The organism is Sphingobacterium sp. HSC-15S19, from assembly GCF_050433745.1.
Lineage (GTDB): Bacteria > Bacteroidota > Bacteroidia > Sphingobacteriales > Sphingobacteriaceae > Sphingobacterium > Sphingobacterium siyangense.
In genome coordinates this window covers 31,799-57,690 of the sequence record NZ_JBNPWQ010000010.1, presented here as the reverse complement: position 1 = coordinate 57,690, position 25,892 = coordinate 31,799, and the positions used below count along the sequence as shown (strand labels likewise).

Below are 25,892 nucleotides of genomic sequence, written 5' to 3'. Positions count from 1 at the left end.
TTTAATGTCAAAATCGTTAAAAATATATACATAAATTAGAAATAAGCCCTTTCTATACCCGAAAAAGTTATAACTTTGTATGCTTTTTGCAACCTAGTATTTGGTGCACTGTAATGCACTGAAAGGCAGACATTAAAATATATATCATTAAAGATGAAGTTATCTCAATTTAAATTCAACTTACCAGAATCATTACTTGCTTCTGAACCTTCTGAAAATCGTGACGAATCACGCTTGATGGTCCTACATAGAGATACTGGTAAAATTGAACACAAAATTTTCAAAGATGTATTGGATTATTTCGATGACAAAGATGTCATGATCTTAAACAATACTAAAGTTTTTCCAGCCCGCCTTTACGGTAATAAAGAAAAAACTGGAGCTACGATTGAAGTTTTCTTGTTGCGTGAATTGAACAATGAGCTTCGTCTTTGGGATGTGTTGGTAGATCCTGCGCGTAAAATTCGTGTAGGCAACAAATTATATTTCGGTGATGATGACTTATTGGTTGCCGAAGTGGTTGACAATACAACTTCTCGTGGCCGTACAATTAGATTTTTATTTGATGGTACCGATGAAGAGTTCCGCCGTAATATTGAAATCTTAGGTGAAACTCCGCTTCCTAAATACATCAAACGTAAAGCCACGCCGGAAGATAAATTCCGTTACCAAACGATCTACGCAAAAAATGAAGGTGCTGTTGCTGCTCCTACAGCTGGACTTCACTTCTCAAGAGAGTTAATGAAACGTCTGGAACTAAAAGGTGTTGATTTTGCAGAGGTTACTCTTCACGTTGGTCTTGGAACTTTCCGTACCGTTGAAGTCGAAGATTTAACCAAACATAAAATGGATTCGGAACAGTTCATCATCACTGATGAAGCTGCACGCGTTGTCAATAGAGCAATCGACAACAAACGTCGCGTGTGTGCTGTAGGAACGACTTCTATGCGTGCAATAGAATCTTCTGTTTCTGCAGATCACCACTTAAAAGCGGCGTCTGACTGGACGAGTAAGTTCATCTATCCTCCTTACGATTTCAGTATTGCAAACTCAATGATTACAAACTTCCATACACCAGAATCCACACTTTTAGTAATGATTGCTGCGTTTGCAGGCTACGAAAATGTGATGAATGCCTATGAAGTTGCTGTAAAAGAAAAGTATAGATTCTACAGCTATGGCGACGCTATGTTAATCGTTTAACGATGTGGCTTAAAAGATAAAATAAAAAAACGTGGATAGCCTTAAACTATCCACGTTTTTTTAAATAGTAACCTTTCAATAACAACATGAACTTTGTAATTATCGTTGCTGCCGGAACCGGAAACAGAATGAATAGCGATCTTCCAAAGCAGTTTCTTGACTTAAATGGACTGCCGATTGTTATGCATACAATTAATCGATTTTGCCAATCAGAAACCATTTCGGAAGTTATTTTGGTCATCAGCGAGCCAATGGAAAGTTTTTGGACCGAACTGTGTTTGAAGCATCAGTTTGATCGCCCTATACATATCGCTTTTGGCGGACAAACCCGCTTCGAAAGTGTAAGGAACGGAATAGATTACATTCAGCAAAATTTTGATATCGGTCCAAAAGACTATATTGCGGTGCACGACGGAGCTCGGCCTATCATCACTGAAGCTCTTATTAAAAAAGCCTTCCAGGGGGCGTATGATCATCAGGCAATTGTCTTAGCACAAAAGAGCATTGAATCAGTTCGGATGGGAGACACCACATCCAACTCTGCTGTTGATAGAAATCATACCTGGTTAGTACAAACTCCACAGGTTTTTCATGGAGAATTGCTTCTAAAGTCCTATCAGCAAGCCGAAGATCCCCTTTTTACAGATGATGCGTCGGTGGTAGAGAAAATGGGCAAGCGTATCGCTATCATTGAAGGTGACTCCAGAAATATAAAAATCACCTACCCTCAAGACTTACAAATTGCCCAGTTCTATCTGAATTTGATTTAATGGATTAAGCATTGCCACGAATAACGCGCAATAAAACCACAATAATAGCAATGACCAAAAGGATGTGGATAATGTTATTGCCAGCCGCATAACCTCCAAAAAAACTTATCGCCCAAATGATAACTAAGATAACGGCGATGATATACAGTAAATTTCCCATTTCTTTATAATTTAATACCTAAATCTATTTTTTATAGGTATAACAACGAAAAAAGAACTATAGTTTTATTTTAAATGGATTAGCTAATTTCAAGCTGTAATCTATCGTAGGCTAAAAACATGTTTTCGGGCAATTCTCTGGAAACAGCTTCATGCAGTCCCATTCGATGCCCTATATGTGTAAAATAGGTTTTATCGGCATGAATATCATAGGCAAATTCAATCGCCTCATCCAATGTTAAATGTGAAATATGAGATTCCTTTTGCAAAGCATTTACCACAAGAATCTTTACTCCTTCCAATAATTTCCGTGATTCTGCGCTGATAAATTTCGCATCAGTAATGTAGGCGAAATCTCCGATCCTAAAACCCAAGACTGGCATTTTATAATGGAGAACCTCAATAGGCATAATTTCTTTTCCAAATAAAGACAAGGGTACACCGGCCTTTATCTCTTCCAAATCCAACCGCGGAGCTCCGGGATATTTAACTTCTGTAAACGCATAATAAAATTCTCGTCTGAGCGCTTCATGGAGAGCTGCTGTACCGTAAATAGAAATTGAGCTATGCTGCTGATAATTAAATGCCCTTACGTCATCTAAACCAGCAATATGGTCTTTATGTGAGTGTGTCATTAACACCGCATCCAAATGCATAACTTTCTCGCGCAACATCTGATACCTAAAGTCTGGGCCAGTATCCACAACCAATGTATGTTGATTGTATTCAATAAGAATAGAAGAACGTAACCTCTTATCACGTCTGTCTTCAGATTGACAGACCTGACATTGGCATGCTATTACAGGTACCCCTTGTGATGTTCCGGTTCCTAAAAATGTTATTCTCAAGCTACAATTTTTGATTTCAATATTTCTTCATAAATCGGAAGAAGTTTTTCAGAAATGGCCTCCGAATCAATTTCAATATCCAATAATATGTTCCACAATGACTGGATTTTTATTTCAAGATTCGAAAACTTATTGACTACTACAACTTTTGTCGTCTGCAACATACAAGCGCCTGTGCGGAATGAACCTTTCTCGTATCTAACTTTATACCCTTGCTCCTTAAAAAACTCTTCTAACTTAGTTAAACTGCTTTGTGTAAACGGCAACAAAATCTCTCCTTCCTTTTAAATTTCTACCTCAGTCTTCCAAACTTAGATAAATTTGATTTTATATACAAATAAAATCACTGCTACTCATCAACGCGCCAACTTAAGAAGTTCATTGCCAAAAGTATCCCAGCTGTATTTCCTTTTTTCATCGATAATATTCGTTCTAAATTGCTCTTCTTTGTTGTAATGGTAAAATGAAAAAATACCGTCGGCTATTTGACAGGCATCAGGTTCCACAACATAACCAACGTAGCCATCTTGAACCAATTCCGGCAATCCCCCAACATTACTCACAATCATGGGAAGATCAAAATGATAAGCAACTTGGGTGATTCCACTCTGCGTAGCGCTACGATAAGGCAATACAACGCAATCCGCAGCTGAAAAATAACGTCCCACCTCCTGATTTGGAATAAAATCGGTATGCATAAAAATAAACTCTTCGAGTTTATACTTTTTTATAAGCTCCAGATAGGGAGCAGGATCACCATAAAATTCTCCGGCAAGCAATAATTTAACACCGAGATCGCGAACCTTGGAATTAGCTAATGCTTCCAGCAAGATATCTAAGCCCTTGTATTGACGAATAAAACCAAAAAACAATACGACTTTATCCTCTTCGGCAATCTTAAGTAATCGACGTGCTTCCTTTTTACTTTGATGCGCACCATAGTTATCGTAGAGGGGATGCGGCGTATATACCGCTGGCATTTTGGGGCTTAACATTTTCAGATCTGCCAGCACACTTTTACTCATAGTGAGACAAGCATCAACAGATTTCAAAAAGTAGCGGATCAACATCTTATCCCCTATGCGCTGTTCATGAGGGATTATATTATCAGCGATACATACAATTTTAGTATGTTTATTTTTTCGAACCTGTCGCTGGATTGTTCCCAAACAAGGCCCAAAAAATGGCATCCAAAATCGCACGATAAGCAAATCGTAGTTCGCCTTCCTAAGCTCCCTACCAACCTTTATCCAATTAAGTGGATTAATAGAATTCACTATTGTTTTAATATGAAGACCGGTTGGTGCAGGCTCATCTGAATATTGGGACTTCCCAGGGAAAAGAAAATTGGGATACTGTAGACTAAAGGAATAGATATCCACTTCATGACCTAACTCCTGAAAATGGAATGCCAATCGTTCATTAAAAGACGCTATCCCCCCTCCCCTCAATGGATAGGCGGATCCTAAAATCACAATTCGCATAATTATTTAGATGACTTTCTCAATTTGATAATCATTCCGATCGGAGCTGCTTCTAGAGACTAATTCTGCCAAGAAACCTGTCAGAAATAATTGTGTTCCCAAAATAATCGCTGTCAGCGCAAAGAAAAATAATGGTTGATCTGTTATATCTCTAAATGGTGTACCGCTAGCTATACTCATGAGTTTGTGGCAAATCAGATAAATGGAGATAAATAAACCTGCAAGAAAACTAATCACCCCCATAACACCAAAAAAGTGCATCGGTCTTTTCGCAAATTTGCCGACAAAAAATATGGATAATAAATCCAAGAAGCCTTTCACAAAACGGCCCGGCCCAAATTTAGTTGTACCGTATTTACGTGGGTAATGCTGTACAACCTGTTCCTGTATATTGGTAAATCCAGCCCATTTCGCAATAACGGGTATATAACGATGCATCTCGCCATAAACCTCAATGTTTTTAACAACATCTTTTTTATAAGCTTTAAGACCACAGTTAAAATCATGCAGGTTATGAATTCCAGACATAGATCTTGTTACCCCATTAAACAATTTGGTTGGGATTGTTTTGGTCAATGGATCATAGCGCTTTTGCTTCCAACCCGATACTAAATCCGCTCCCTTGTTCACGATCCGATCATACAGTTCAGGAATCTCATCTGGACTATCCTGTAGATCAGCATCCATTGTAATAACAACATCGCCCTGTGCAGCAGCAAAGCCTACATTTAAAGCCGCAGATTTTCCATAGTTGCGTCGGAACTTTATCGCAGAAATATTCGTGTTCTTTAACTTCAACTCTTCAATAACTTTCCAAGAATTATCTTTACTCCCATCATCAACTAAAATAATTTCATAGGAAAAATGATTGGCCGCCATAACACGGTCGATCCAAGCTGTCAATTCGGGTAAGGATTCTTCTTCATTAAATAAAGGAACAACAACAGAAATATCCATGTGAATGTTAATCATGCTAAAAATGTAGTATTATAATACCAACAAAGGTATTACTTTTTCAGTAATACCTTATAGGGTCAATTTTATTTTATTAAACACTAATTGGTCTCTTGCTTAATCACCAATTTTTCTCGTTTTGTCAAGGCTGATAATAGTAATGCAAAAACAAATTGAAACATCAATGTGATTGCCAATCCTTTGAACACCTGTCCTAAGGTTATCTTTCCTATAGCATCAACTTGCTTTTCAAGTTCTGCGATTTTTGAATCTATAACTTCATCTGGCACGTTGTTTTTCTCCATATACTCAATGGTAACATTAATTGTATGCGTCACCACCTTTTCTTGTAAAGTTGGATTAATGAAATTAACATAGAGTTGCGTACCAATAGTGGAAATAATCGTAGAAATAGCAAGCATCATAAAGATCGATTTCAATGCTATAGAAAAGTTCCAGTATCCACCATTTGCTTTCCTAAGAGAGAAGGCGAACAGCGCAGAGATAACAACAAAAATCCCCGTATTAACAATAAATGACATCGACATTACCCCCCAAAAGGAATTTAAGTCTTTGACAACAAACAAAACAACTAATCCTAGAATAAAAGAAATTATTCCTAAAATAACACCATAGATAATACTTTTCTTTTTGTCGATTACCGCATCAAATCCTACATTACTTTGGTTGAATGATTCTGCCATAAAATTATTTGTTATAGTAAGTACTAATTATTTGGTAAAGGGCGATATCAAAAGCCTTATTGGAAGAAGCGTCAGCATACTCTTCAAATTGTTTTTCAGATGGTTTCAACTCGCTAAAGAAACTCATAATAGGATAGAAAAGTTCATAAACTTCGCTTCTCGGATTTATTCCCTTTCCTACTTTTGCAATTTCGGCATACGGGCTATCTACTACAATCTGATTAGCAATGATATCTTCATAAATTTCATGCTCGTCTTGGAATTCATCTTCGTCAACCAGTAAAAATTCTTTTAGGAAATCATCCAATTCAGGTTCAATCTCATCATCCTTACATTCCCCTAAATAAAGAAAAATATTCAACAATTCTGTTCCACGATCTATTGTTTCATCTTCGATCGCTTCCCATTCTTCAGAATCCAAATAATCATCTTCCAATTTTAATACGTCATTGGAGAAAAAGTTCATCAATAAAAGATCGACATATACTTCACGAAGTTCGTCAAACAACGGATAGTCATCAAAAGACTGATCCAACAGTTCTAATTTCTCTAGATAACTGGCCTCCGTATTGAATACGCCAATGATCTTTTCAAGAAACTCCGGGGCTGTCGAGATTCCATCAACCTTGCCATAATTTAATATACCTGCCTCAACGGCTGCTTTAACATTTGCTTCCATGGTTTTTAATCGTTTTTAATGATTTGACTATTATTGATGACCAATTCGACAGCGCCTTTTAAGATCTGTCCGAACAATGGAGAATTTTTTGATTTGGATTTATTGGTTTTCTCATCGAAGCTCCAAGTCTTCGCTGAGTCAAATACGACAAGATTGGCTACTGCCCCTTCTTCAATAAGAGGAACGTCAAGTCCTAGAATCTGTCGGGGTCTAACTGAAAGACTATTGACAATTTGTTCTTCGTTTAATCCAGCACGAACCATGAGTGGCAATACGGTCTGTAGTCCAATAATTCCATTTTTTGCAATATGAAATTCTACATTCTTAAATTCTATTTCATGCGGTGTATGTTGCGAAACAACAGCGTCAATAGTACCGTCCTTAATTCCTTTGAGTAATACCTTAAGATCTGCCTTTGTGCGTAACGGCGGACTCACCTTATAATTACTATCAAAACCGACAATATCTTCGTCAGTAAAGACCAATTGATGTGCAGCAACATCACATGTCACTGGAAGACCTTTTGCTTTAGCTTTTTTTATCAGGTCAACGGCTTCCGGTGTGCTAATGGATGCAAAATGAATTGGAGCTCCGGTATATTCCGCCAAATACAGATCACGAGAAACCATTAACGATTCGGCAAGATTGGGAATACCCTTCATCCCCAAATAAGTACTCATCGCACCTTCATTCATTTTGTTTCCACCTGCCATAGATTCATCTTCAGCATGTGAAAAAATCAACCCATCGAATCCCTTCGCATATAACAACGCTCTGCTCATTAATCCTGCCTGCTGTACACTCCTATTTCCATCACTGAAAGCGACAGCACCCGTTTGCTTCATATCAAATAGCTCGGCTAGTTCCTTTCCTTCTCGCTTTTTACTGATAGCTCCAATTGGATGTACATCAACAAGATTCCCTTTCGCTGTATTGACAATAAGTGCAACTTCAGAACGGCTTTGAATCGCCGGTTCGGTATTTGGCATTACAGCAACTCCAGTAAATCCTCCCGCTGCTGCTGCTGCGGTTCCACTTACAATGTCTTCCTTGGTTTCTAATCCAGGTTCTCCAAAATTGGCATGTAAGTCAAAAAAACCTGGCGCTAAAATTTTTCCTGCGCCATCGATGGTCTCTATGTTTTTATCAGCTACTTTGACAGATTTCCCAATCTGCGCAATCTTTCCCTTTTCGATAAATACATCAACTTGCTGCTGATGAAATTCATTACCAGGTAAAATTACTTTAACAGAAGTAATCAATAAGCTTTTCATATATGAATGTGATTGAAATTAAAAGGATACAACTTATTTATCGAAGCATATAGCGTGCGCAGTGTTAACAGACAAACGGTGGCTTTATCACTATAAATTATATAGCTGCAAATAACTTTTTCGCGTGATGCCTGTGATTGCTTCATTTCGAGAAACAAAGTTACAAAATACAAATTTATTAAAGAACATTAAAAATAGATTTCAACGAGGAATAACTAGGCATTTTCTCCCCACTGATAATGTTTAAATTCAAACCCTGCAAGACTCAAAATCCGATCAACCACAGTTTCTGCAACATCCTCCAAAGTCTTTGGCAAACTATAGAATGAAGGTGATGCAGGGCAAATGATACCTCCGGCCTCTGTCACCAATTTCATGTTTTGAATATGTATAATACTTAGCGGTGTCTCACGGGTAACCAAAATCAATCTTCGTCGTTCTTTTAGCATTACATCTGCCGCGCGAGTTGTCAGATCAGAAGAAATTCCGTGGGCGATCCTTGATAATGTCCCCATTGAACACGGACAGACAATCATCGTATCATAGCGAGCCGACCCTGACGCAAAAGGAGCAAAGAAATCACCCTTATCATAAAATTTGAACGGTACATCCTGATAACTCTCATCGCCTAACTCCGCACGCCATACATCCTTCGCATTGTTCGACATTACAATCCCAACTTCTGCGATCTGTGTTTTTAATACCAATAGTTTTTTAAGTAAAACTTTAGCATAGATTGAGCCGCTAGCTCCAGTAATGGCAATAACAATTTTTCTCTTAGACATCTCTTTTAAAATAATAAAAACAAAGCTATAAAAAAAGGGTCGTAGTGAGAAACACCCGACCCTACATCTACCTATGAAAAACATGCCCTTGGGAGGGGCTTAACAAAAGTACATCTACTTTTTAATTTACAAAAACATTATGCGCATTACTACACATTTGTGTATATAAAATACCCCAAAAATAACTTTTTCCCGGATTTTAAGATCCAATTCACCCCGTAAAAACACCCTTCTTCTAAATTTCAGTTCAATCCCAAGCAAAATTAAATACAAATATTTTCGCAAATCAAACATTTATTCTCATCAATAAAGTCTATTTTAGTGACAACGTTAGACAATTTGTTAAGACATGAACCTTTCCGTTTTAGAACAATATATTGAAGAAGGCAGAAGCCATGATATCGACTTATTATTGATTGGAAATCCCGAACTTTTACAAGAAACAACGAGTCATGGAATTTCTCCCCTCCTATTGGCTTGCTATTATAACAAACCCCAGATCATTCGGACACTTTTACAACACACCAAATCCATGACTATCCATGAGGCCTGTGCGGCCGGGTTAACCTCATACCTGGAGGCTATTATTTTGCAAGCTCCATCTATTGTCAACGAATGGTCATCACAGGGTTTTACGCCATTGACCTTAGCAACATATTTCAACAAAGCAGACATTGTCCGTCTTTTACTATCCAAAAAAGTCAATCCCAATGTCGTAACCAAAAATGAACAACTCACCACTGCGCTACATATTGCTGCGGCAAACAACAATGAAGAGATCGGCAAGTTGCTTATCGATGCTAATGCAAATGTCAATGCCATTCAAGCTACTGGTGAAACTCCACTTCATTTCGCGGCTCAATTTGGTAATATCGACTTTATTGTTGCCTTACTCGAAAATGGAGCCGACACCAGAGTCATCAATATTTCAGGATTAGCTCCAATGGATATGGCATATGAAAAAGGCCATAAGGAGATTGCAGAGATTTTAAAGAATTAATTTCTTTTTAAAATTTCTGATCCTATACTGCAATGAAGGCAGCGCTTCCTATCACAGTAAAATCTCTTTAATTGCAAAATCCCTTGACTTTGCAATGCGCTTTGAACAGGCCAATCATATTGAGTAAATTGTCTCACAACAACATTTTTTTCTGCAGGAAGCTGCTCCAAAAGATCTAGCGCTTTATCAATATATGACTGAATACTAAAATATTTACCGTATGAAAAAAGAAATACGATAATCACGTTAATAACAAGCGTGTCAATAGTTTCTTTACCCAGCCGAACCGATGTTTTTACCTTCGTTTTTGTACCGAAAGAAAAATATCCCCCAAAATAATCACCCGGCGACTCTATCTTAAATAATTTTCGAGCAGCCTCCAAATCATCCACAGCCAAAATCTTAGCAACGCCCAACTCGTTCTTACTAAACAAAAGAGCTAATTGCGTGATTCGCCGTTCAGGAAAATTATAAGGTCTCATTCTCATCCTTTTCCAAACCCCATAAATAGCCTCTATACCATGAATACGTTTTTGATACTCAAATTCACCAGCTAGCCGCTTCATATACTCGCTTTCTTGTCCTTGAATAAACAGCCTGCTGATCCCAAAGAAAAGAGCCTCTATTTTAAATAGGTTGGAACGATATTTTTGTAAAATGTTCCAAGGTAATTTTTCCCCAAGCTCCTGAAATGTATCTGCATTAACTTTTAATCCCATACATCTGCAGATCCATACCCATAAAGTTTTTTCCCAATCCGTATTACATTGTTTTAAGATCACCGACATTTGTTGAAACTTCATTTCTAGGCGTTCAATAGCTAAACTACTCAGCCATATGGATTTTTTAAAAAGATCGACAGAACTAATCTGAAATTCACAAGGTATCGAACTTTTAGTATTCATCATCACTGAATACCGCTCCAAGAGATGCTGTTCCACATATTCCGAAAGCACCAATGTCGGTATAGATGTCCCATCATTTCGGTAGATAACTTTATCATTTTTCCACACCACATGTAAGATAACGTTATTATAAACGACATCTTCTTGATGACAATGTCGATCCCAATCCGAAGATTGGATATGCATCTCGACATGACCAAACCAATCATTATCTTTACACCTAATATGTGACATGAGAAAATCGGGGCCGGAATCTGTATTATATTGCCCCACATGAACAACGACCAAGGGTTCTCCATCAGTAGAATTCAACCCATTTGCACGGAATAGCCGAAGTTTCCAGATAAACTGCATTAAGTTTTCTGTAACTAACATAATTGTAATTTTAGAATTAAATCAACCGGCTATTGCTTATAATTCCTTAAATATACAATTTAATAATTACTGTTTCTTATAGATCTTTAAAAGATCATTGGAAACCAATTTGCTTTCTAGCAATTGTCCTTTAAATTGAGGAGCCTCAATCCCATTCAATAATCTTGTTTCAGACTCAAATACCCTTGCCTCATCCCAGAGATCCGCATCTATAAACATTTGCAGAGTAGCACGCCCTCCTTCTATGATTATTGACTGAACATCCATTAAATAAAGTTGATAAAGAATATTCTGCGGTAAATACAACCCATAATTTTCGAGCTCAATATACTTCACATTTGCTGTCCATTCTGTCTTTTTAGCATTGAACACAATTGTATCAGCTTGATCATTGAGGATATTAGCATCTAGCGGGATAGCAAGATCTCTATCTAAAAGAATACGCAATGGGTTTTTACCCTGCCATTCTCTTACGGTCAGACTGGGATTATCTACGACTGCAGTATTTGTACCAACCAAAATAGCATCTTCCTCCGCTCTCCAACGGTGAACCAACTGTTGGCTTGCGGCATTACTTATCCAAACCTGCTTACCCTCTTGTCCTATAAAACCATCCTTGGTTTGTGCCCATTTTAAAATAACATAGGGACGAAATTGACCGATACGTGTAAAAAACCTACGATTGAGCCATACGGCCTCTTTTTCCAGTAAACCAATTTCAACCTCAATACCAGCTTCCCGTAGTATTTCTACTCCTTTGCCATTGACCTTTGCGAAAGGATCCAAACAGGCTATAAAAACTTTCAAAGGTTTCAGCTCCGCAATCATATTAGCACAGGGTGGCGTCTTTCCATAATGCGCGCAAGGTTCAAGGCTGACATAAAAAGTACTTTCCGCGATAAGCCGCTTTGCCTTTTCCCCATACTTTTGCATAACCTGTTGTACAGCATTGACCTCAGCATGTGGTCCACCATACGGAGAAGTATACCCTTCACCGATAATTTTACCGTCCAAAACAATGACAGCCCCAACCATTGGATTGGGACTCACTGAACCCGCACCCATTTGGGCCAGTTCCAAACAACGATGCATATATTGCCTGTGCATATCCATAGATACAAATCTATGAAAATCGTACCTTTGACACATGAAAATACTTCAAGATTTCGAATTATTATTTCAACACGAGCTTCAGGAGTTATATGATGAGGATGAAATAAAAGCAATATTCTTAATGGTTGTTGCCGAAAAGTTTGGGTTAAATAGAACCAATTATCATTTGAGAAAAACAGATATTGTCAACGAGGCGAATAAGGCTGAAGTACTTAGCATCCTTCAGGATCTAGAAAAGCACAGACCTATACAGTACATACTCAATAGGGCAGATTTTTATGGTGAAGTTTTCCAGGTCAATGAATCGGTCCTCATTCCACGCCAGGAAACTGAAGAACTTGTCGATCTGATCATCAAAAACCATAAATCTTCTCAAAACCTAAAAATTATAGATATCGGAACTGGCTCTGGCTGCATCCCTATCACCTTATCAAAGCATCTCAATAATGCCCTGGTAACCACGATAGACATCTCAAAAGAGGCGATAAAAACAGCACAGGAAAATGCTAATAATTTAAAAACTCAGGTTCAATTTATCAATGCGGATATATTTGAATGGGAATACATTTTCTCCGACCAACAATACAATATCATTGTATCCAATCCGCCCTATATAACCCCGGGAGAAAAGCAGCATATGAATCAAAACGTATTGGCTTACGAACCTGAGCTCGCATTATTCATTGAAGAAAGCGCTCCGTTGATTTTTTATGATGTTATTTCATCCTTTGCACTGAAACATTTAGCCCCAAATGGAGATCTATATTTTGAAATCAATCAATATCTCGGTGCAGAAATGAAAGAACTTATGGTCAAAAAAGGATTTGAACAGGTCAGACTCATAAAAGATATCAATGGAGCAGACCGAATAATCCATGCAAAAAAAGCGCGATAAAAAATAATCCGTTTATTTATTAAGCAGTTAAGGCCTTTTTATCAAAATTTGCACGCAATAATTTGGCATATATCAAAAGAAATTCTACCTTTGCATCACTTTCAAAAACAGAAAGGATTCCGTAGCTCAGCTGGTAGAGCAATACACTTTTAATGTATGGGTCCTGGGTTCGAATCCCAGCGGGATCACTAAAGAAAAGCTAATCGCAAGATTAGCTTTTCTTGTTTTAAAGATATTAGGATTCGAAAGAAGGGTCGGCCGGGTTCGATCCAATGGAGGCTCAGGGGTGTGCTTGGGAAATGAGGGGCTGAGCCAATCCCAGCGGGATCACTAAAGAAAAGCTAATCGCAAGATTAGCTTTTCTTATTTAACACTCACGGGAACTTCTTTTTGTCCCGCAAAAATTACCGGTAAAACCGAAAAGCTACAACAAAACCAATGCGCAACCCCATTCAGCCTATAGTTTACCGATAATCTAATATTGGACTGTTCTCACAAAACTATTTTCATTATCAGTTGTCTCTATTTATACAGACAAAAATTTTAATGATGAAAAGGCAATTAACATACATAATAATGTCATCCTCTTTTTTCCTTATTACAAGCTGCTCCGTAATAGAAGGGATATTTAAGGCTGGTGTTTGGACAGGCATCCTCATCGTAGTTGTTATAGTCGCCCTTGTCCTTTGGATCATCAGTAAACTTTTCGGTGGCACCAAATAACAGCCTCCTCTTTTAACAAACTTTTCGACACCTTTCGCCCGAATACCAACAACATCTCATCAATTCTCATTAACAACGCTTTTCTTGATCTCCATTTGAAAACATGTTTTTTATCTTATCTTTATAATTTCAAGAATTTACGGGCTCAATACATTAAAAATAGTAACCGATAATTCAAGAATAATTCTAGCGCTATCTTACCATCGTATTGACGCTAGAACATTTGTAATCAATGAAAGAGGATCGAGCACATGAAGAGATTTACGTTAAAAGAGATTGGCCAACAGTTAAACCTATCTCCAGGAACCATTTCCAAAGCACTAAACGATAGCCATGAAATAAGTGCAGAAACAAAAAAGCTAATCTTAGATTTTACGCAGAAAATCAATTATATACCAAATTTCTCCGCAAAAAGCTTAAAAACGGGGCGTTCAAACACCTTAGCAATCATTGTTCCATTTATTTCAAGCTTTTTTTTCTTTGATTTCTACGAAGAGATCTCGCACATTCTATCGCAGACGAATTATAAACTGATCCTATTGCAGACTTTTAACGACGAGAAAAAAGAAAAAGAAGCGCTGGAACTTTGCATACAAAGCAATATCGAAGGAGTGATCATTTCCCCTGTGAAAAATGATTCAAGCTTATCGCTTTTGTTTTATATGATGGAGCAGGTTTGTCCCGTCATTATTTTCGACCGAATAAACCATCAGCTCGATACATTCAAAATCGGAATCCAAAACAACAAGGTCATCTACCAGGCAACAGAAGAAATGATCAAAAACAGAAGAGAAAATATCATTCTTTTACTATGTAAAGATATTGGCGGAAATGTAAGCCGCATAAAAGGATATAAAGATGCACTCTTCAACGCCGGCGTACCCTTCAAAGAAGAAAATATTATAGAAATATCCTATTCCAGCCCCAAGGACAATATCGATGACGAACTGGAAAGCAAAATAAACACGTTATTAAATAAGCCCTCCGCTCCAAATGCACTCCTCTCAACGACAGACACCTTGTCGTTAAAAGTTTTGCACATATTAAATAAATTGAAGGTGAAAATTCCTGATGACATGAACTTAATTGGCTTTAGCAACACCCCTTTTGCCAACAGTCTCAATCCATCTCTAACAACAATTACCCAACCAACACAGCTGATGGCAGAAAAATCGGTAGAACTCCTCTTGCAGATGTTAAAGAAAAAAAACAAAAAGAATTATTTCGAATTCGAGACGTTTTTTTTGGACTGCAGTATCGAACACCGAAAATCTACATCATCCCTTTAAAGAAAAGGTCAAAATCCCACTATGGAATTTTGACCTTTTCAGAAAATATCGATCTCCACTATTAACGATCGACCGCAACATCCACCAATTAAACCTTACTTAAGCAATGATCGCAATGCATGGACAGGCAAATCTATTTTAGTATCATTGGATAGATTCCCGTTCAATGTTCCCCATTGCAAACTATCTAAACGGACAGATGATTTTCCTTCAGTTTTGATATTCAGAAGACCAACTTTGGCTTCAGGTCCTTTCCTATTGAAATAAACTTCTGAATTGTTTGCCACAATATCTGCACTTTGATAATTCGTACGCGGAAGTCCCAAAACACTATTCGTCGTGTTAACAAATAAACGACCAACAAGAGAATTCCCCTTACTGTCCGTCCCGCCAAGATCATCAATAGTGGAATTTGTCAGGTTCAGGTTCAACGTATTTATAACGGATTTTTCTGCAAGGGAAAATACCTCAACGCTATCACCTACAACAGTCAACTCGTTCAACTTAGCGGACAACTCGTTAATACCCGCATTTTTTAATTTTAAAACCTTAAAATCAGGTGAAAAAATATAGATTGACTTATAAAACCCCTCTCCTCCTGATAAAAGATCTAAGGTAAGATTGCCAGATTGATCAACATTCGCTTTCACAAAGTCGGCTTGACTTTTATTAACTTTAACCATAAACTTATCGCTTTTCACCCAATACAACCCTACACCGCTTGCATTGGTACCTACAATATAAAGCTTATCGAAAGCTGCCAAGGGAAACGACCGGTAATAAACATCCTTTGCACCTGGCTTAGATACCTCCTGCTCAACATCAGCATTATATTTTTTCGCATCCACTCGATTTATACGAACAAGGTAGGACGCGACAAGCATCGGAACCGCGAATAAGCCTATTGCTAATCCCATTATTATTTTTGTACTTAATTTCATGACTCATTTTGATTAAAATTCTGACTTACAAACCGTCTATAACGTTGCTCTAACTCATCCAGACCGATTTCCAATAAATAAATATTACGAAAAAACAAGGGAAGATCTTCTTCTAGAAAAATTGCCTTTCTATATAACTTCACATTCTTCACCGATTCTTGTGTCAGAAAAAAACCGATCCCGCGCTTATTGGCTATAATTTCTTTCTGCTGCAACATATCGTAGGTCCGCATAACAGTATTGGGGTTAACCTCCATCTGAACTGCCAATTCCCTTACTGAGGGGAGTTTTTCATCCACTTTCCAGGTCGCTAGCAAAATATGATCACATACATACTCAGCAATCTGAAGGTAAATGGCTTTATTTGCATTGAACTCCATACTAAATCTCCTTTTCTTTTAACCTTAAAAAAGCAACCGCCCAAATCATTATGGTAAGCAACACTCCTACAGCGCCGATCAATGCAAAAATATGATTTGAATCAGACCAATAGTTATTATCCATTGTACCTACGGTATCCTGGGTCTGAGTCTTCATTAAGTAAACAAAAAGACACATCCAAACAACACAGTAAAGCACAAGAAAAATAGCCGTCTTTACATATTGATAGTTTTGGTAGACGATCCCACCAAGTAAAAAAATTGCATTTAGAAGAATTGGTACAAAACAAAAATAATAAGCCGGTTCAGGGTATTGAATCTTGAAAAAGTACTGCCATAGATCCACACTGACCGTCCCCCCTGATGGCTGCACTTCATTTACAACCACAGAACCAACGCTCCTCAAATAAGAAACAAATGCCAGATCGATCAAATAAAAGACCAATAAGTATGAACCAATACTCACGACAACCGTATAGAATAAGCTGACCAGAAACTTTTCCAATTGTGACGCCGGAATCATCAGCTCAAAAATCGCCCGGGTCTTCTTCCCTAAATCGGCAAAATAACTACTTGAGATAACCGTTACAAAAAAGAGTCCCAAGATACAAAACAACGGTGCTCTGAAATTTAGCAACGAATAAACAGTATTCTTTTTGATGTCATCATAATTTGACCCCAAATTAACCGCATAAAAACCAAAAATTACCCCGGCAATAATCCCTATTGACATCAGATAAATTCGCCCAAAACCAATCCATTGTCTTCGAATCAGTCCAAAAAAACGCGTAGCATTAAATAGATTTGACATATTCATCAAGTTTAATAAGGTCCGTAATTTTTTCCTTGCACTGTAACACAGCATTAAATAACAACTCCAAATCCAGTTTCGAATCTTCTACCGCCGAGTTTGGGAGAATAACATTAAAACCGCCTACTCCTTCTTCGGAATAGAGTGTATCCAAAGGCAATTCTCTTACTTTTTTAAAGCATAAACGATCAGTAATCACATGCATCGGAGCATTGAGTGCAACCTTATGATCATCAAGCAAAATAACAGCATCAATAAGATTATCCAGATCACGCACCTGATGTGTGGAGATAATCACACATCGATCGTCAGTAATGGCAGAAGCCATGATCTTTCGAAACTGAACCTTAGAAGGAATATCCAAACCATTCGTTGGCTCATCCATGATGATCACTTTCGTGTTAGACGCTAAACCGAAAGAAATAATATATTTCTTTTTCTGTCCATAACTCATGTTTGCTAATTTTTGCTCAATAGGAATATCGAACTCACGAATAAGCTGATCGAAATATACCTGATCGAAGTTGGGGTAGAACCCTGCATTAGCCTTCAGAAACTGTTCCGATTTTACGGCAGGGAGATAAAACTCTTCCGGAATAAAACTAATCTCTCTTAACAAGGAAGGTTCCCTTCGATTAGGGTTATGCCCCAGCACATCAACTCGCCCCGAAACAGGATATACCAAACCGGCAATATTCTTAAGCAAAGTTGATTTACCAGCACCATTCTTCCCCAACAAGCCATAGATATGCCCCTGCTTCAATTCAAGATCCATATGAAGAAAGAGTGGCCTTGATTTACTATAGCTGAAATTTAGATTTTGGATAGTAATCATACTACTGTATTATTTAATTAATACACTAATATAGAAACGAATTTTATATAATTCCAAAAATATTTTAAAAAAAATACAGGCAGGGCTTTGCTTACGCTCAGGCATTACTTTATTTTAATAGCGCCAATCGGGCATAGGACAACATAAACACTCAATTTATGTAATAAACATAATGCAATGACAAACAAATAGTTATTTAAATACATTGTGAAATTCATAATAAACAAAAGGCAACTTTAACGAGATGCGTTATCCGTGTTAAAAAACTGAACAAATTACAACTATCCGCCAAAACTAAAATAACCCCATTCTAAGCCTAAATAAATTAAAACCACACAAACCCCTTGAGAAAAACAAACAGCACCTCAGAGAGGCTAAAAACAGCCAAAACCAAAACATACAAGAGTAGTATTGATTACTCAATAGGAAATACCTTTGTTCTTGCAATCATTTGAACTGTGTGTTTGGGCTAGTTAATCGTTATTCTCCACCTTACCGATGAATACCAAATTACACGCAATAGTAGTATTAACCAAGAGTTAAACAAAATACAAAACAAACTAATAATCAAAACGATAAAAAACTTATATAAACAAGAAATACACATAAATATGACATACTTTGAACAACAGATTAGTCAACTGATGAAAAACCTTCGTTTATTTTATGTGATGATATTGCTTAAAATAGCTTTAAATCTATTTTATTACCATCTTTGTCTGTATGATGAATTACATTTATCCTTTCATTCTAGCGATGCATTCTTTATGGAGATGGGAGGTATTGATTGTAGTAACGATTAGTCTCGTGAACTTTTTTTACAAAAGAAAAAAGGAACTTCCATTCTCCCCTACCGATCAATTTCTTGTAAAAATTACGGTTATTTCTTTTTATATTCAGCTATTTTTAGGTTTTAGTCTCTATGTACTGAGCCCCATCACACAGTACTTTCTGCAACATTTTGACGAAGCAGTTCACCTCAGGCAAATTCGCTTCTTTGGCATGGAGCACAGTAGCATGATGATTATTGCCGCAATCTGCTTAACAATAGGTGCCCTTAAAAGCAAAAACGCCGATACAAACGATCGACGTTTTAAAATATTATTAATCTGGTTTGGACTAGCTCTCCTGATCGTTCTTAGCTCCATTCCCTGGGAATTCTCGCCGCTGACAAGCAGACCTAGTTTTCGATCATTTTAATTAGCTATTTTGCCAGTTGGCTTTTCTCTTATTTCGCATTGCATCCATTCCTTCTTTGAAATCATTGGTTTTACGCAAATCCGCCAAGCTCTCCAATAGAAAGTTATACTTATCATCATAATCTTGCTCTTTTAATTTTCGCAGTGCTACAAAACCCCGTGATATGGCCAAGGGAGCATTTTCCAAGATCGTCCTTTTCAATTCAATCAATACTGTTTCTTCAGCATCCAGGATGCCATAAACGATTTCCCTTTTCAAAGCCTCCTCCGCAGAAAAAGACCGACCACTGATACAGAGATCCATGGCTTTTCTTTCAGGCATATATTCTGTAAGCAACGCCAACACCTGAAATGGAAAGAGCCCAATTTTCACTTCAGGCAAAGAAAAACGTACATGTGGGAGAGCAAATAAATACGTACAGGATAATGCTATCAAAAAACCACCTGCAATAACATCTCCCCTAACAACACAGATTGAAGGCTTATCTAAACAGGCAAATATTTCTGCCAGTGACTTTTCAACCTTGGGAATTGCCGAATTTCCAATATCTAATGTAGGGTCCTCAAAAGCTTTAAGATCCATACCAGCACAGAACACCGGACCTTCAGCCTCTATTTGTACTAAACGAACATCAGGATTGCTATTCGCCAGATTCAATGCATAGGCTATTTCGCTCACCATTGTCGGACTAAAAGCATTTCTTTTATCCGAACGGGCTAAGGTCAAGTTGAACACATGCCCCTCAACGTGCACTTTAATAAAATTCAGTTTTTCCATCTACAAAATCATTTGTCTGAAGCTATGCTCCAATCCGATTATTTCAGCATCAGTTCCTCGTCCAAAATAATGCAACAACAGCTCTGAAGGTATATTACCGACCAAATCATCTTTTGCAAATGGACAACCGCCATAACCGAGCAATGCGCCTTCAAATTTACGGCAACCCGCCAGATAAGCTGCTTCAATCTTTGCAAGACTCTCCTCTCGCCTTGCATGAAAATGTGCGCCTACTTCCAGTGTTGGAAAACGAGTTTTAACAAAACTAAATAATTCTGAGATCTGATTTGCATCGGCTTCTGAAGTTGTGTCTGCCAAAGAAAATTCCCGAATGCCAAGATCGCATAATTTTCCAATCCACTCTTCTACCAAAAGCGGGGACCAAGGGTCACTGTATGGGTTTCCAAAAGCCATGCTAATATAAACAACCAGAGATTTATGCTGCGAGTCGGCCAAAGCTTTCATTTCTTTTACCTGCTGATAAGAAGCCGCCAAGCCCATATTGGTATTTCGAAGTTGAAATGTTTCCGATATTGAAAATGGATACCCTAAAAAGTGGATTTTTTCCTCTAGAGCTGCCTCCTGCGCGCCCCGAAGATTGGCGACAATCGCCAATAACTTCACTTTTTCATTCGTTCTGATTCCTTCCAGTACTATTTTTGTATCCGCCAACTGCGGAACTGCTTTCGGCGAAACGAAAGATCCAAAATCAATAACATCAAACAGCCCACTTTCGATCAACGTATTGATATGTTTAATTTTCTTATCCGTCTCAATAAAGTTATGAAGCCCTTGAACAGCGTCTCTTGGGCAATCAATCAACACAACTTGATCCCTCATAATATGCTATAAAATATCTTTCTCAATCTCTCTAGCGATCACCATTTTCTGAATGCTTGAAGTCCCTTCACCTATTGTACATAACTTGGCATCTCTAAAAAACTTCTCGGCAGGATAGTCCTTTGTAAATCCATAACCACCAAAGATTTGTACAGATTCATTCGAAACACTAACGGCAGCCTCCGACGCATAAAGTTTAGCCATCGCACCAATTTTAGAAACACGATCTCCATGATCCTTTAAATAGCCTGCCTGCCTCGTCAACAGTTCACTGGCTTCCACCTGTGTCGCCATATCTGCTAGCGCAAAAGAAACCGCCTGAAATTCGTAAATCTTTTTCCCAAACTGCTCACGCTCGTGCGCATATTTCAACGCGCACTCGTAAGCTCCGCGTGCAATACCCAAAGAAAGTGCCGCAATAGAAATACGTCCGCCATCCAATAATTTTAAGGCCTGCACAAAGCCCTGCCCTTCTTCACCGATGAGTTGATCCCGATGAATCCGACAATTATCAAAAAACAGACAGGCAGTTTCTGAGGCACGCATCCCCAATTTATTTTCTTTCTTTCCTGCGGTAAATCCAGGTGTACCTTTCTCAACAATAAAAGCAGACATCCCTTTTTTATCTCCCTTAGCCCCCGTCCGCGCAATAACGACAGCAACACTAGAACTGATGGCATGCGTAATAAAATTCTTAGAACCATTCAACACGTAGTGATCACCATCTCGCTCAGCAAATGTCGTCATTCCACCAGCGTCCGAACCAGAACCGGTCTCTGTAAGTCCCCAGGCACCGATCCATTCAGCTGTCGCCAACTTTGGAAGATAACGTTTCTTCTGTTCTTCACTGGCAAAGCTTAATATATGATTTGTACATAACGAATTATGCGCCGCTACGGAAAGTCCAATTGAGCCACACACCTTGGAAATCTCATCCAAAACGGTAATATACTCCTGGTATCCGAGTCCCGATCCACCATATTCTTCAGGAACGATCACACCCATGAAACCGTGTTCGCCTAACTTTTTAAAAACTTCTATTGGAAATATTTGGGCTTCGTCCCATTCCATCACATAAGGTTTGATATGATACTGTGCAAAATCTCGTGCACTTTGTCTGATCATATCCATTTGTTGTTTATTTTCAATAAACATAAGCATGAATATTAAATTTACAATCGGTAATTCAATTCAAATATATCAAAATATTTAGGAATAAAATTGCAAATATTTTAAAATTTTATTTTAAATTTATCTAAAAATAAGAAATTCTTAATTCAACAGCTTTTTAAAACCAAGATTATAAATTATGAAGGAGCTACTCGCATTACTTCGCCAAAAAAGAGAAAATTTAAAACTAGGTGGTGGCATCGATAAAATAAAAAAACTGAAAGAAAAGGGTAAAATGTCAGCCTGGGAACGAATAGAATATCTACTGGACCCAGACCGAGAATATCTGGAAATAGGCATGTTTGCCGGCGAGGGAATGTATAAAGAACATGGTGGATGCATAAATGCGGGCTGTGCAGCGGTACTGGGCTATGTAAAATCCAAACTATGTGTCATCGTCTCTAACGATGCAACCGTAAAAGCAGGAGCCTGGTTTCCTATTTCTGCCAAGAAAAATCTACGCGCACAGGAAATTGCCATGGAAAACAATCTTCCAATCATTTATTTGGTAGATTCTGCAGGTGTGTTTTTACCGATGCAGGATGAAATATTTCCCGATAAAGAACACTTTGGCCGCATATTCCGTAACAATGCCCGAATGTCTTCCATGGGAATACCTCAAATTGCAGCAATCATGGGAAGTTGCGTGGCAGGTGGCGCTTATCTCCCTATCATGTCCGACTACGCCTTTATCGTCGAAGGAACAGGCTCTGTATTTTTAGCAGGCCCATACCTGGTCAAATCTGCGATAGGTGAAACCGTAGACGCTGAAACACTCGGCGGAGCTTCTACCCATTCGGAGATATCCGGCGTGACAGACAATAAATTTCCCGACGACCAAAGTTGTTTAGAGGCCATAAAAAATGTTATCGATAAAATCGGTGGAAATCCAAAAGCTAATTTCAACAGAAAGCAAAGCCTTCCTCCAAAAACAGATCCGAGTAAAATAGTAGAGATTCTTCCCGAAGACAGAACAAAACCTTATCGCATGCAGGATATCTTGAATGCAATTGTAGACGCAGATACTTTAGAGGAATACAAACCCGATTATGGAAAAACCATTGTCTGCGCCCTCGCACGTGTAGACGGTTGGGCTGTCGGGATTGTTGCCAATCAACGTGAAATTATCAAAGCCAAGAAACCCGGTAACGCAATGGAAATGCAGATGGGCGGGGTTATCTATAGTGATTCAGCAGATAAGGCAGCGCGCTTCATCATGAATTGCAACCAGCAGAACATTCCGCTTGTGTTTTTTCAGGACGTCACTGGATTTATGGTAGGAAGCCGATCAGAGCAAGGGGGGATTATCAAAGACGGAGCAAAAATGGTAAATGCAATGGCCAATTCCGTAGTTCCAAAATTCACTTTTATTGTTGGAAATAGTTATGGCGCAGGAAACTATGCGATGTGTGGAAAAGCGTATGACCCACGACTAATCTACGCTTGGCCTACTGCCCAAATGGCTGTCATGAGCGGTGCCGCTGCAGGCAAGACACTGTTTCAAATCCAAGAATCAGCTTTAAAAGCCAAGGGTCAAGAAATTAATGAAGAAGAAAAAAACAGTCTCCTTAAATCAATAGAAGATCGGTACAACGAGCAACTGAGTCCGTATTACGCTGCTGCAAGATTATGGGTTGATGGAATTATAGCGCCTGAAGAAACACGAAAAGTCATCAGCATGGGAATTGAAGCTGCCAACGAAAAACCTATTCTAGAACGGTATAATGTCGGTGTTATACAGGTCTGAGTGGAGTAAAATTAAATTAGAAAACCCCTCAAACGATAAACTTCGTCATCCGAGGGGTTTTCTAATTAGGTATTTTTATATCATACTATACTTAAGATCTTCTCCAGATTTTACTGATCGCTTCAAAGTCTAACAAAGATTCTCTGTTCCGCATAATATCTACTGACACCGCTTTTTCTACAGTCATTCCCGAAAAAATCTTCTTAATAGGCAGCTCCAGTTTTTTACCGCTTAACGTGTAAGGAATAGCCGATACCTGAAAAATATCGTCAGGCACATGTCGCGGACTATATTGTTGCCGAAGCTCCCGTTTAATCTCCCCTTTTAACGCATCATTCAATAAACCATTGTCCAATTGAACAAAAAGCAACATATCAGATGATCCATTTTCATGATCTACACAGATAACCAAACTATCCAAGACCCCTTTGGTTCTATTTAAAACATTATAGATCTCTGCAGTACCGATACGTACGCCACCGCGGTTTAGCGTTGCATCTGAACGACCGTACATAATTATTCCATCATGTGCAGTGATCTTAATCCAATCACCATGACTCCAAACACCGCTATATTTATCAAAATAACTATCAAAGTATTTTTTATTCGCCAAATCATTCCAAAAATAGATGGGCATACAGGGCATGGGAGCTAAAATAACAAGTTCTCCCACCTCTCCATAAAGATGATGACCATGCTCATCAAATGCTTCTATCTTAGAGCCTAGAGTGCGACATTGGATCTCCCCTGCATAAACATCAAGCAATGTACACCCCGAAAGAAAGGCACTGCAAACGTCTGTACCACCACTTAGCGAGACAATTTGACTCTTTGGAAACTGTAGATTTAGCCATTCAAATACATCTGGTGGAAGTGGTGAACCTGTCGATCCTATTGTTTTCGGCTGATAAGCCAAGGATCTTAAATCTTGATCCTGACAGGAGATGAGATAAGCAGCGCCAACACCAAAATGGTCAACCTTGCTTTCCTGTGCAAACTTCCATAAACTTAATTTATCGGGATAATTCGTAGCCCCATCATATATACACAATGTATTTCCCATTAAAAGGGCCGAAAGTGCGTAATTCCACATCATCCATCCAGTAGTGGAATACCACATGAATCGATCCCCGTCTTGCACATTTTGATGCAGTCCAAGTGCTTTCATATGTTCTAATAGCATACCACCAACTCCATGTGTAATGGCTTTGGGCTTCCCGGTAGTTCCGGAAGAATACAAAATCCATATTGGTGCGTCAAAAGGCATTGCCGTAAATTGGAGCTCAGCCTGTGTAAGATCCTTTTTCAGAATCTCTTCCCAAATATTGTCATCAATCAAAACACAAGCCAGTAAAGATGGTAGCCGCAGAGAAAGTTGTTTAATACTCTCCGCTTTTTCAAAAAGACGGCCATTATAGTAATAACTGGAATTTGCGAAGAGCACTTTGGGTTCAATCTGCTCAAAACGATCCTGAATACTCGCCTCCCCAAAATCGGGCGAACAACAGGACCAAATAGCACCGATGGAATTAGCAGCTAAAAATAACGCAACAGCTTCAATGCCATTAATCAATACACCAGCAACGCGATCTCCACTTTGTACCCCTAGTTCTTTCAAATAGACCTGAAGTTTGAGAACCATGGATTCCAACTCAGTCCATGACACCTCTCTTTTAACTTGCTGTTCAGATTGAAAGATTAATGCCGGACGCTTTTTCGTTGTGTTTCGAAATACGTGTTCAGCATAATTCAAGGTAGCCCCAGCAAACCATTTTGTTCCGATAAAGCTTGTAGGATCTGTTGGCGAATCAACAATAGTTGTAAAGCCTGAATGAAACTTTATATTAAAATAGGCGGCTATACTCTTCCAAAAACTAGCCAGTTCCGTCGTAGACCATGCCCAAAGCTCCTGATAGGATGGAAAGAATACGCCATGCTCCTTCTCGACATATTGTTTAAACTTATTGATCTCAGATTGAGATTTTTGCTCTTCTGTTGGGCTCCAGAGTAATTTCCCCATAATAGTTAGAT

General features: G+C 38.4%; 25 protein-coding genes and 1 tRNA gene. 8 read left to right on the top strand and 18 right to left on the bottom strand.

Features of this window, described 5'->3' with window-relative positions:
• Positions 1 to 153: 153 nt before the first annotated feature.
• Positions 154 to 1,203, top strand: coding sequence for a tRNA preQ1(34) S-adenosylmethionine ribosyltransferase-isomerase QueA (gene queA, locus L1283_RS10065; protein ID WP_075993349.1), 1,050 nt, complete (start codon positions 154 to 156; stop codon positions 1,201 to 1,203).
• 86 nt (positions 1,204 to 1,289) lie between these two features.
• A complete protein-coding gene (locus L1283_RS10060; RefSeq protein WP_145327018.1) occupies positions 1,290 to 1,973 on the top strand; it encodes a 2-C-methyl-D-erythritol 4-phosphate cytidylyltransferase in 684 nt (227 codons plus the stop codon).
• A 4-nt stretch (positions 1,974 to 1,977) separates the two neighbouring features.
• Here L1283_RS10060 and L1283_RS10055 read toward each other — a convergent pair whose 3' ends face one another.
• From L1283_RS10055 to L1283_RS10020, 8 genes are all read right to left on the bottom strand, one after another.
• Positions 1,978 to 2,133 carry a lmo0937 family membrane protein gene (locus L1283_RS10055; protein ID WP_104382583.1) on the bottom strand — a complete coding sequence of 52 codons (156 nt, stop codon included), beginning with the start codon at positions 2,131 to 2,133 and terminating at the stop codon, positions 1,978 to 1,980.
• Between the two features lie 79 nt (positions 2,134 to 2,212).
• Positions 2,213 to 2,980, bottom strand: coding sequence for an MBL fold metallo-hydrolase (locus tag L1283_RS10050; protein WP_088162196.1), 768 nt, complete (start codon positions 2,978 to 2,980; stop codon positions 2,213 to 2,215).
• A gap of 356 nt (positions 2,981 to 3,336) precedes the next feature.
• Positions 3,337 to 4,464, bottom strand: a complete 1,128-nt coding sequence (locus L1283_RS10045; RefSeq protein WP_075993352.1) for a glycosyltransferase — start codon at positions 4,462 to 4,464, stop codon at positions 3,337 to 3,339.
• A gap of 6 nt (positions 4,465 to 4,470) precedes the next feature.
• A complete protein-coding gene (locus L1283_RS10040) occupies positions 4,471 to 5,421 on the bottom strand; it encodes a glycosyltransferase family 2 protein (protein ID WP_075993353.1) in 951 nt (316 codons plus the stop codon).
• Between the two features lie 98 nt (positions 5,422 to 5,519).
• A complete protein-coding gene (locus L1283_RS10035) occupies positions 5,520 to 6,122 on the bottom strand; it encodes a DUF4199 domain-containing protein (protein WP_075993354.1) in 603 nt (200 codons plus the stop codon).
• Between the two features lie 4 nt (positions 6,123 to 6,126).
• Positions 6,127 to 6,801 carry a hypothetical protein gene (locus tag L1283_RS10030; protein WP_075993355.1) on the bottom strand — a complete coding sequence of 225 codons (675 nt, stop codon included), beginning with the start codon at positions 6,799 to 6,801 and terminating at the stop codon, positions 6,127 to 6,129.
• A 5-nt stretch (positions 6,802 to 6,806) separates the two neighbouring features.
• Positions 6,807 to 8,075 (bottom strand): dihydroorotase, encoded by a 1,269-nt coding sequence (locus L1283_RS10025; protein ID WP_088162198.1) that lies wholly within the window; start codon positions 8,073 to 8,075, stop codon positions 6,807 to 6,809.
• Between the two features lie 215 nt (positions 8,076 to 8,290).
• Positions 8,291 to 8,860: a UbiX family flavin prenyltransferase gene (locus L1283_RS10020; RefSeq protein ID WP_075993357.1), complete on the bottom strand. Its 570-nt coding sequence runs from the start codon at positions 8,858 to 8,860 to the stop codon at positions 8,291 to 8,293.
• Positions 8,861 to 9,209: 349 nt separating this feature from the next.
• Between L1283_RS10020 and L1283_RS10015 the strand changes: the two genes are divergently transcribed.
• The gene (locus L1283_RS10015) at positions 9,210 to 9,860 is read left to right on the top strand and encodes an ankyrin repeat domain-containing protein (RefSeq protein ID WP_088162200.1); all 651 of its coding nucleotides are present in this window, start codon (positions 9,210 to 9,212) and stop codon (positions 9,858 to 9,860) included.
• On the opposite strand, the gene L1283_RS10010 is transcribed toward L1283_RS10015, so the two are convergent.
• Together L1283_RS10010 and ribD are read right to left on the bottom strand one after the other, a co-directional pair.
• Entirely contained in the window at positions 9,857 to 11,140 is a 1,284-nt protein-coding gene (locus tag L1283_RS10010; protein ID WP_286848449.1) for a DUF2851 family protein, read from the bottom strand. The two genes, L1283_RS10015 and L1283_RS10010, sit on opposite strands and share 4 nt — an antisense overlap.
• Before the next feature lie 66 nt (positions 11,141 to 11,206).
• The gene (gene ribD, locus L1283_RS10005) at positions 11,207 to 12,253 is read right to left on the bottom strand and encodes a bifunctional diaminohydroxyphosphoribosylaminopyrimidine deaminase/5-amino-6-(5-phosphoribosylamino)uracil reductase RibD (RefSeq protein ID WP_088162202.1); all 1,047 of its coding nucleotides are present in this window, start codon (positions 12,251 to 12,253) and stop codon (positions 11,207 to 11,209) included.
• A gap of 34 nt (positions 12,254 to 12,287) precedes the next feature.
• On the opposite strand from ribD, the gene prmC reads away from it, so the two are divergent.
• The 3 genes from prmC to L1283_RS09990 all read left to right on the top strand — a co-directional run bounded on the left by prmC (position 12,288) and on the right by L1283_RS09990 (position 15,160).
• Positions 12,288 to 13,148 carry a peptide chain release factor N(5)-glutamine methyltransferase gene (gene prmC, locus L1283_RS10000; RefSeq protein WP_145327017.1) on the top strand — a complete coding sequence of 287 codons (861 nt, stop codon included), beginning with the start codon at positions 12,288 to 12,290 and terminating at the stop codon, positions 13,146 to 13,148.
• A gap of 115 nt (positions 13,149 to 13,263) precedes the next feature.
• A tRNA-Lys gene (locus L1283_RS09995) sits at positions 13,264 to 13,336 on the top strand.
• 786 nt (positions 13,337 to 14,122) lie between these two features.
• A complete protein-coding gene (locus L1283_RS09990) occupies positions 14,123 to 15,160 on the top strand; it encodes a LacI family DNA-binding transcriptional regulator (RefSeq protein ID WP_286850908.1) in 1,038 nt (345 codons plus the stop codon).
• Between the two features lie 95 nt (positions 15,161 to 15,255).
• On the opposite strand, the gene L1283_RS09985 is transcribed toward L1283_RS09990, so the two are convergent.
• From L1283_RS09985 to L1283_RS09970, 4 genes are read right to left on the bottom strand one after another with little or no spacing between them, the layout of a single operon-like run.
• The gene (locus tag L1283_RS09985; protein ID WP_088162205.1) at positions 15,256 to 16,101 is read right to left on the bottom strand and encodes a hypothetical protein; all 846 of its coding nucleotides are present in this window, start codon (positions 16,099 to 16,101) and stop codon (positions 15,256 to 15,258) included.
• Positions 16,098 to 16,481, bottom strand: a complete 384-nt coding sequence (locus L1283_RS09980) for a GntR family transcriptional regulator (protein WP_070567719.1) — start codon at positions 16,479 to 16,481, stop codon at positions 16,098 to 16,100. Before L1283_RS09980 ends, L1283_RS09985 begins: the two co-directional genes overlap by 4 nt.
• Position 16,482: 1 nt before the next feature.
• Positions 16,483 to 17,292 (bottom strand): hypothetical protein, encoded by an 810-nt coding sequence (locus L1283_RS09975; protein ID WP_145328624.1) that lies wholly within the window; start codon positions 17,290 to 17,292, stop codon positions 16,483 to 16,485.
• The gene (locus L1283_RS09970; protein ID WP_088162207.1) at positions 17,276 to 18,127 is read right to left on the bottom strand and encodes an ATP-binding cassette domain-containing protein; all 852 of its coding nucleotides are present in this window, start codon (positions 18,125 to 18,127) and stop codon (positions 17,276 to 17,278) included. The genes L1283_RS09975 and L1283_RS09970 overlap by 17 nt, the downstream gene beginning before the upstream one ends.
• 723 nt (positions 18,128 to 18,850) lie before the next feature.
• Between L1283_RS09970 and L1283_RS09965 the strand changes: the two genes are divergently transcribed.
• Positions 18,851 to 19,327, top strand: a complete 477-nt coding sequence (locus L1283_RS09965; protein ID WP_088162208.1) for a hypothetical protein — start codon at positions 18,851 to 18,853, stop codon at positions 19,325 to 19,327.
• Here the strand turns inward: L1283_RS09965 and L1283_RS09960 are convergent, their stop codons facing one another.
• From L1283_RS09960 to L1283_RS09950, 3 genes are read right to left on the bottom strand one after another with little or no spacing between them, the layout of a single operon-like run.
• Positions 19,328 to 20,104, bottom strand: coding sequence for an enoyl-CoA hydratase/isomerase family protein (locus L1283_RS09960; RefSeq protein WP_088162209.1), 777 nt, complete (start codon positions 20,102 to 20,104; stop codon positions 19,328 to 19,330).
• The gene (locus L1283_RS09955; RefSeq protein ID WP_286848105.1) at positions 20,105 to 20,944 is read right to left on the bottom strand and encodes a hydroxymethylglutaryl-CoA lyase; all 840 of its coding nucleotides are present in this window, start codon (positions 20,942 to 20,944) and stop codon (positions 20,105 to 20,107) included.
• A 6-nt stretch (positions 20,945 to 20,950) separates the two neighbouring features.
• Complete coding sequence (locus tag L1283_RS09950; protein WP_070567729.1) at positions 20,951 to 22,099, bottom strand: acyl-CoA dehydrogenase family protein; 1,149 nt, start codon at positions 22,097 to 22,099, stop codon at positions 20,951 to 20,953.
• A 154-nt stretch (positions 22,100 to 22,253) separates the two neighbouring features.
• Between L1283_RS09950 and L1283_RS09945 the strand changes: the two genes are divergently transcribed.
• Positions 22,254 to 23,861, top strand: a complete 1,608-nt coding sequence (locus L1283_RS09945) for an acyl-CoA carboxylase subunit beta (protein WP_088162211.1) — start codon at positions 22,254 to 22,256, stop codon at positions 23,859 to 23,861.
• 91 nt (positions 23,862 to 23,952) lie between these two features.
• Here the strand turns inward: L1283_RS09945 and L1283_RS09940 are convergent, their stop codons facing one another.
• Positions 23,953 to 25,881, bottom strand: a complete 1,929-nt coding sequence (locus L1283_RS09940; RefSeq protein ID WP_088162212.1) for an acetoacetate--CoA ligase — start codon at positions 25,879 to 25,881, stop codon at positions 23,953 to 23,955.
• Positions 25,882 to 25,892: the final 11 nt, after the last annotated feature.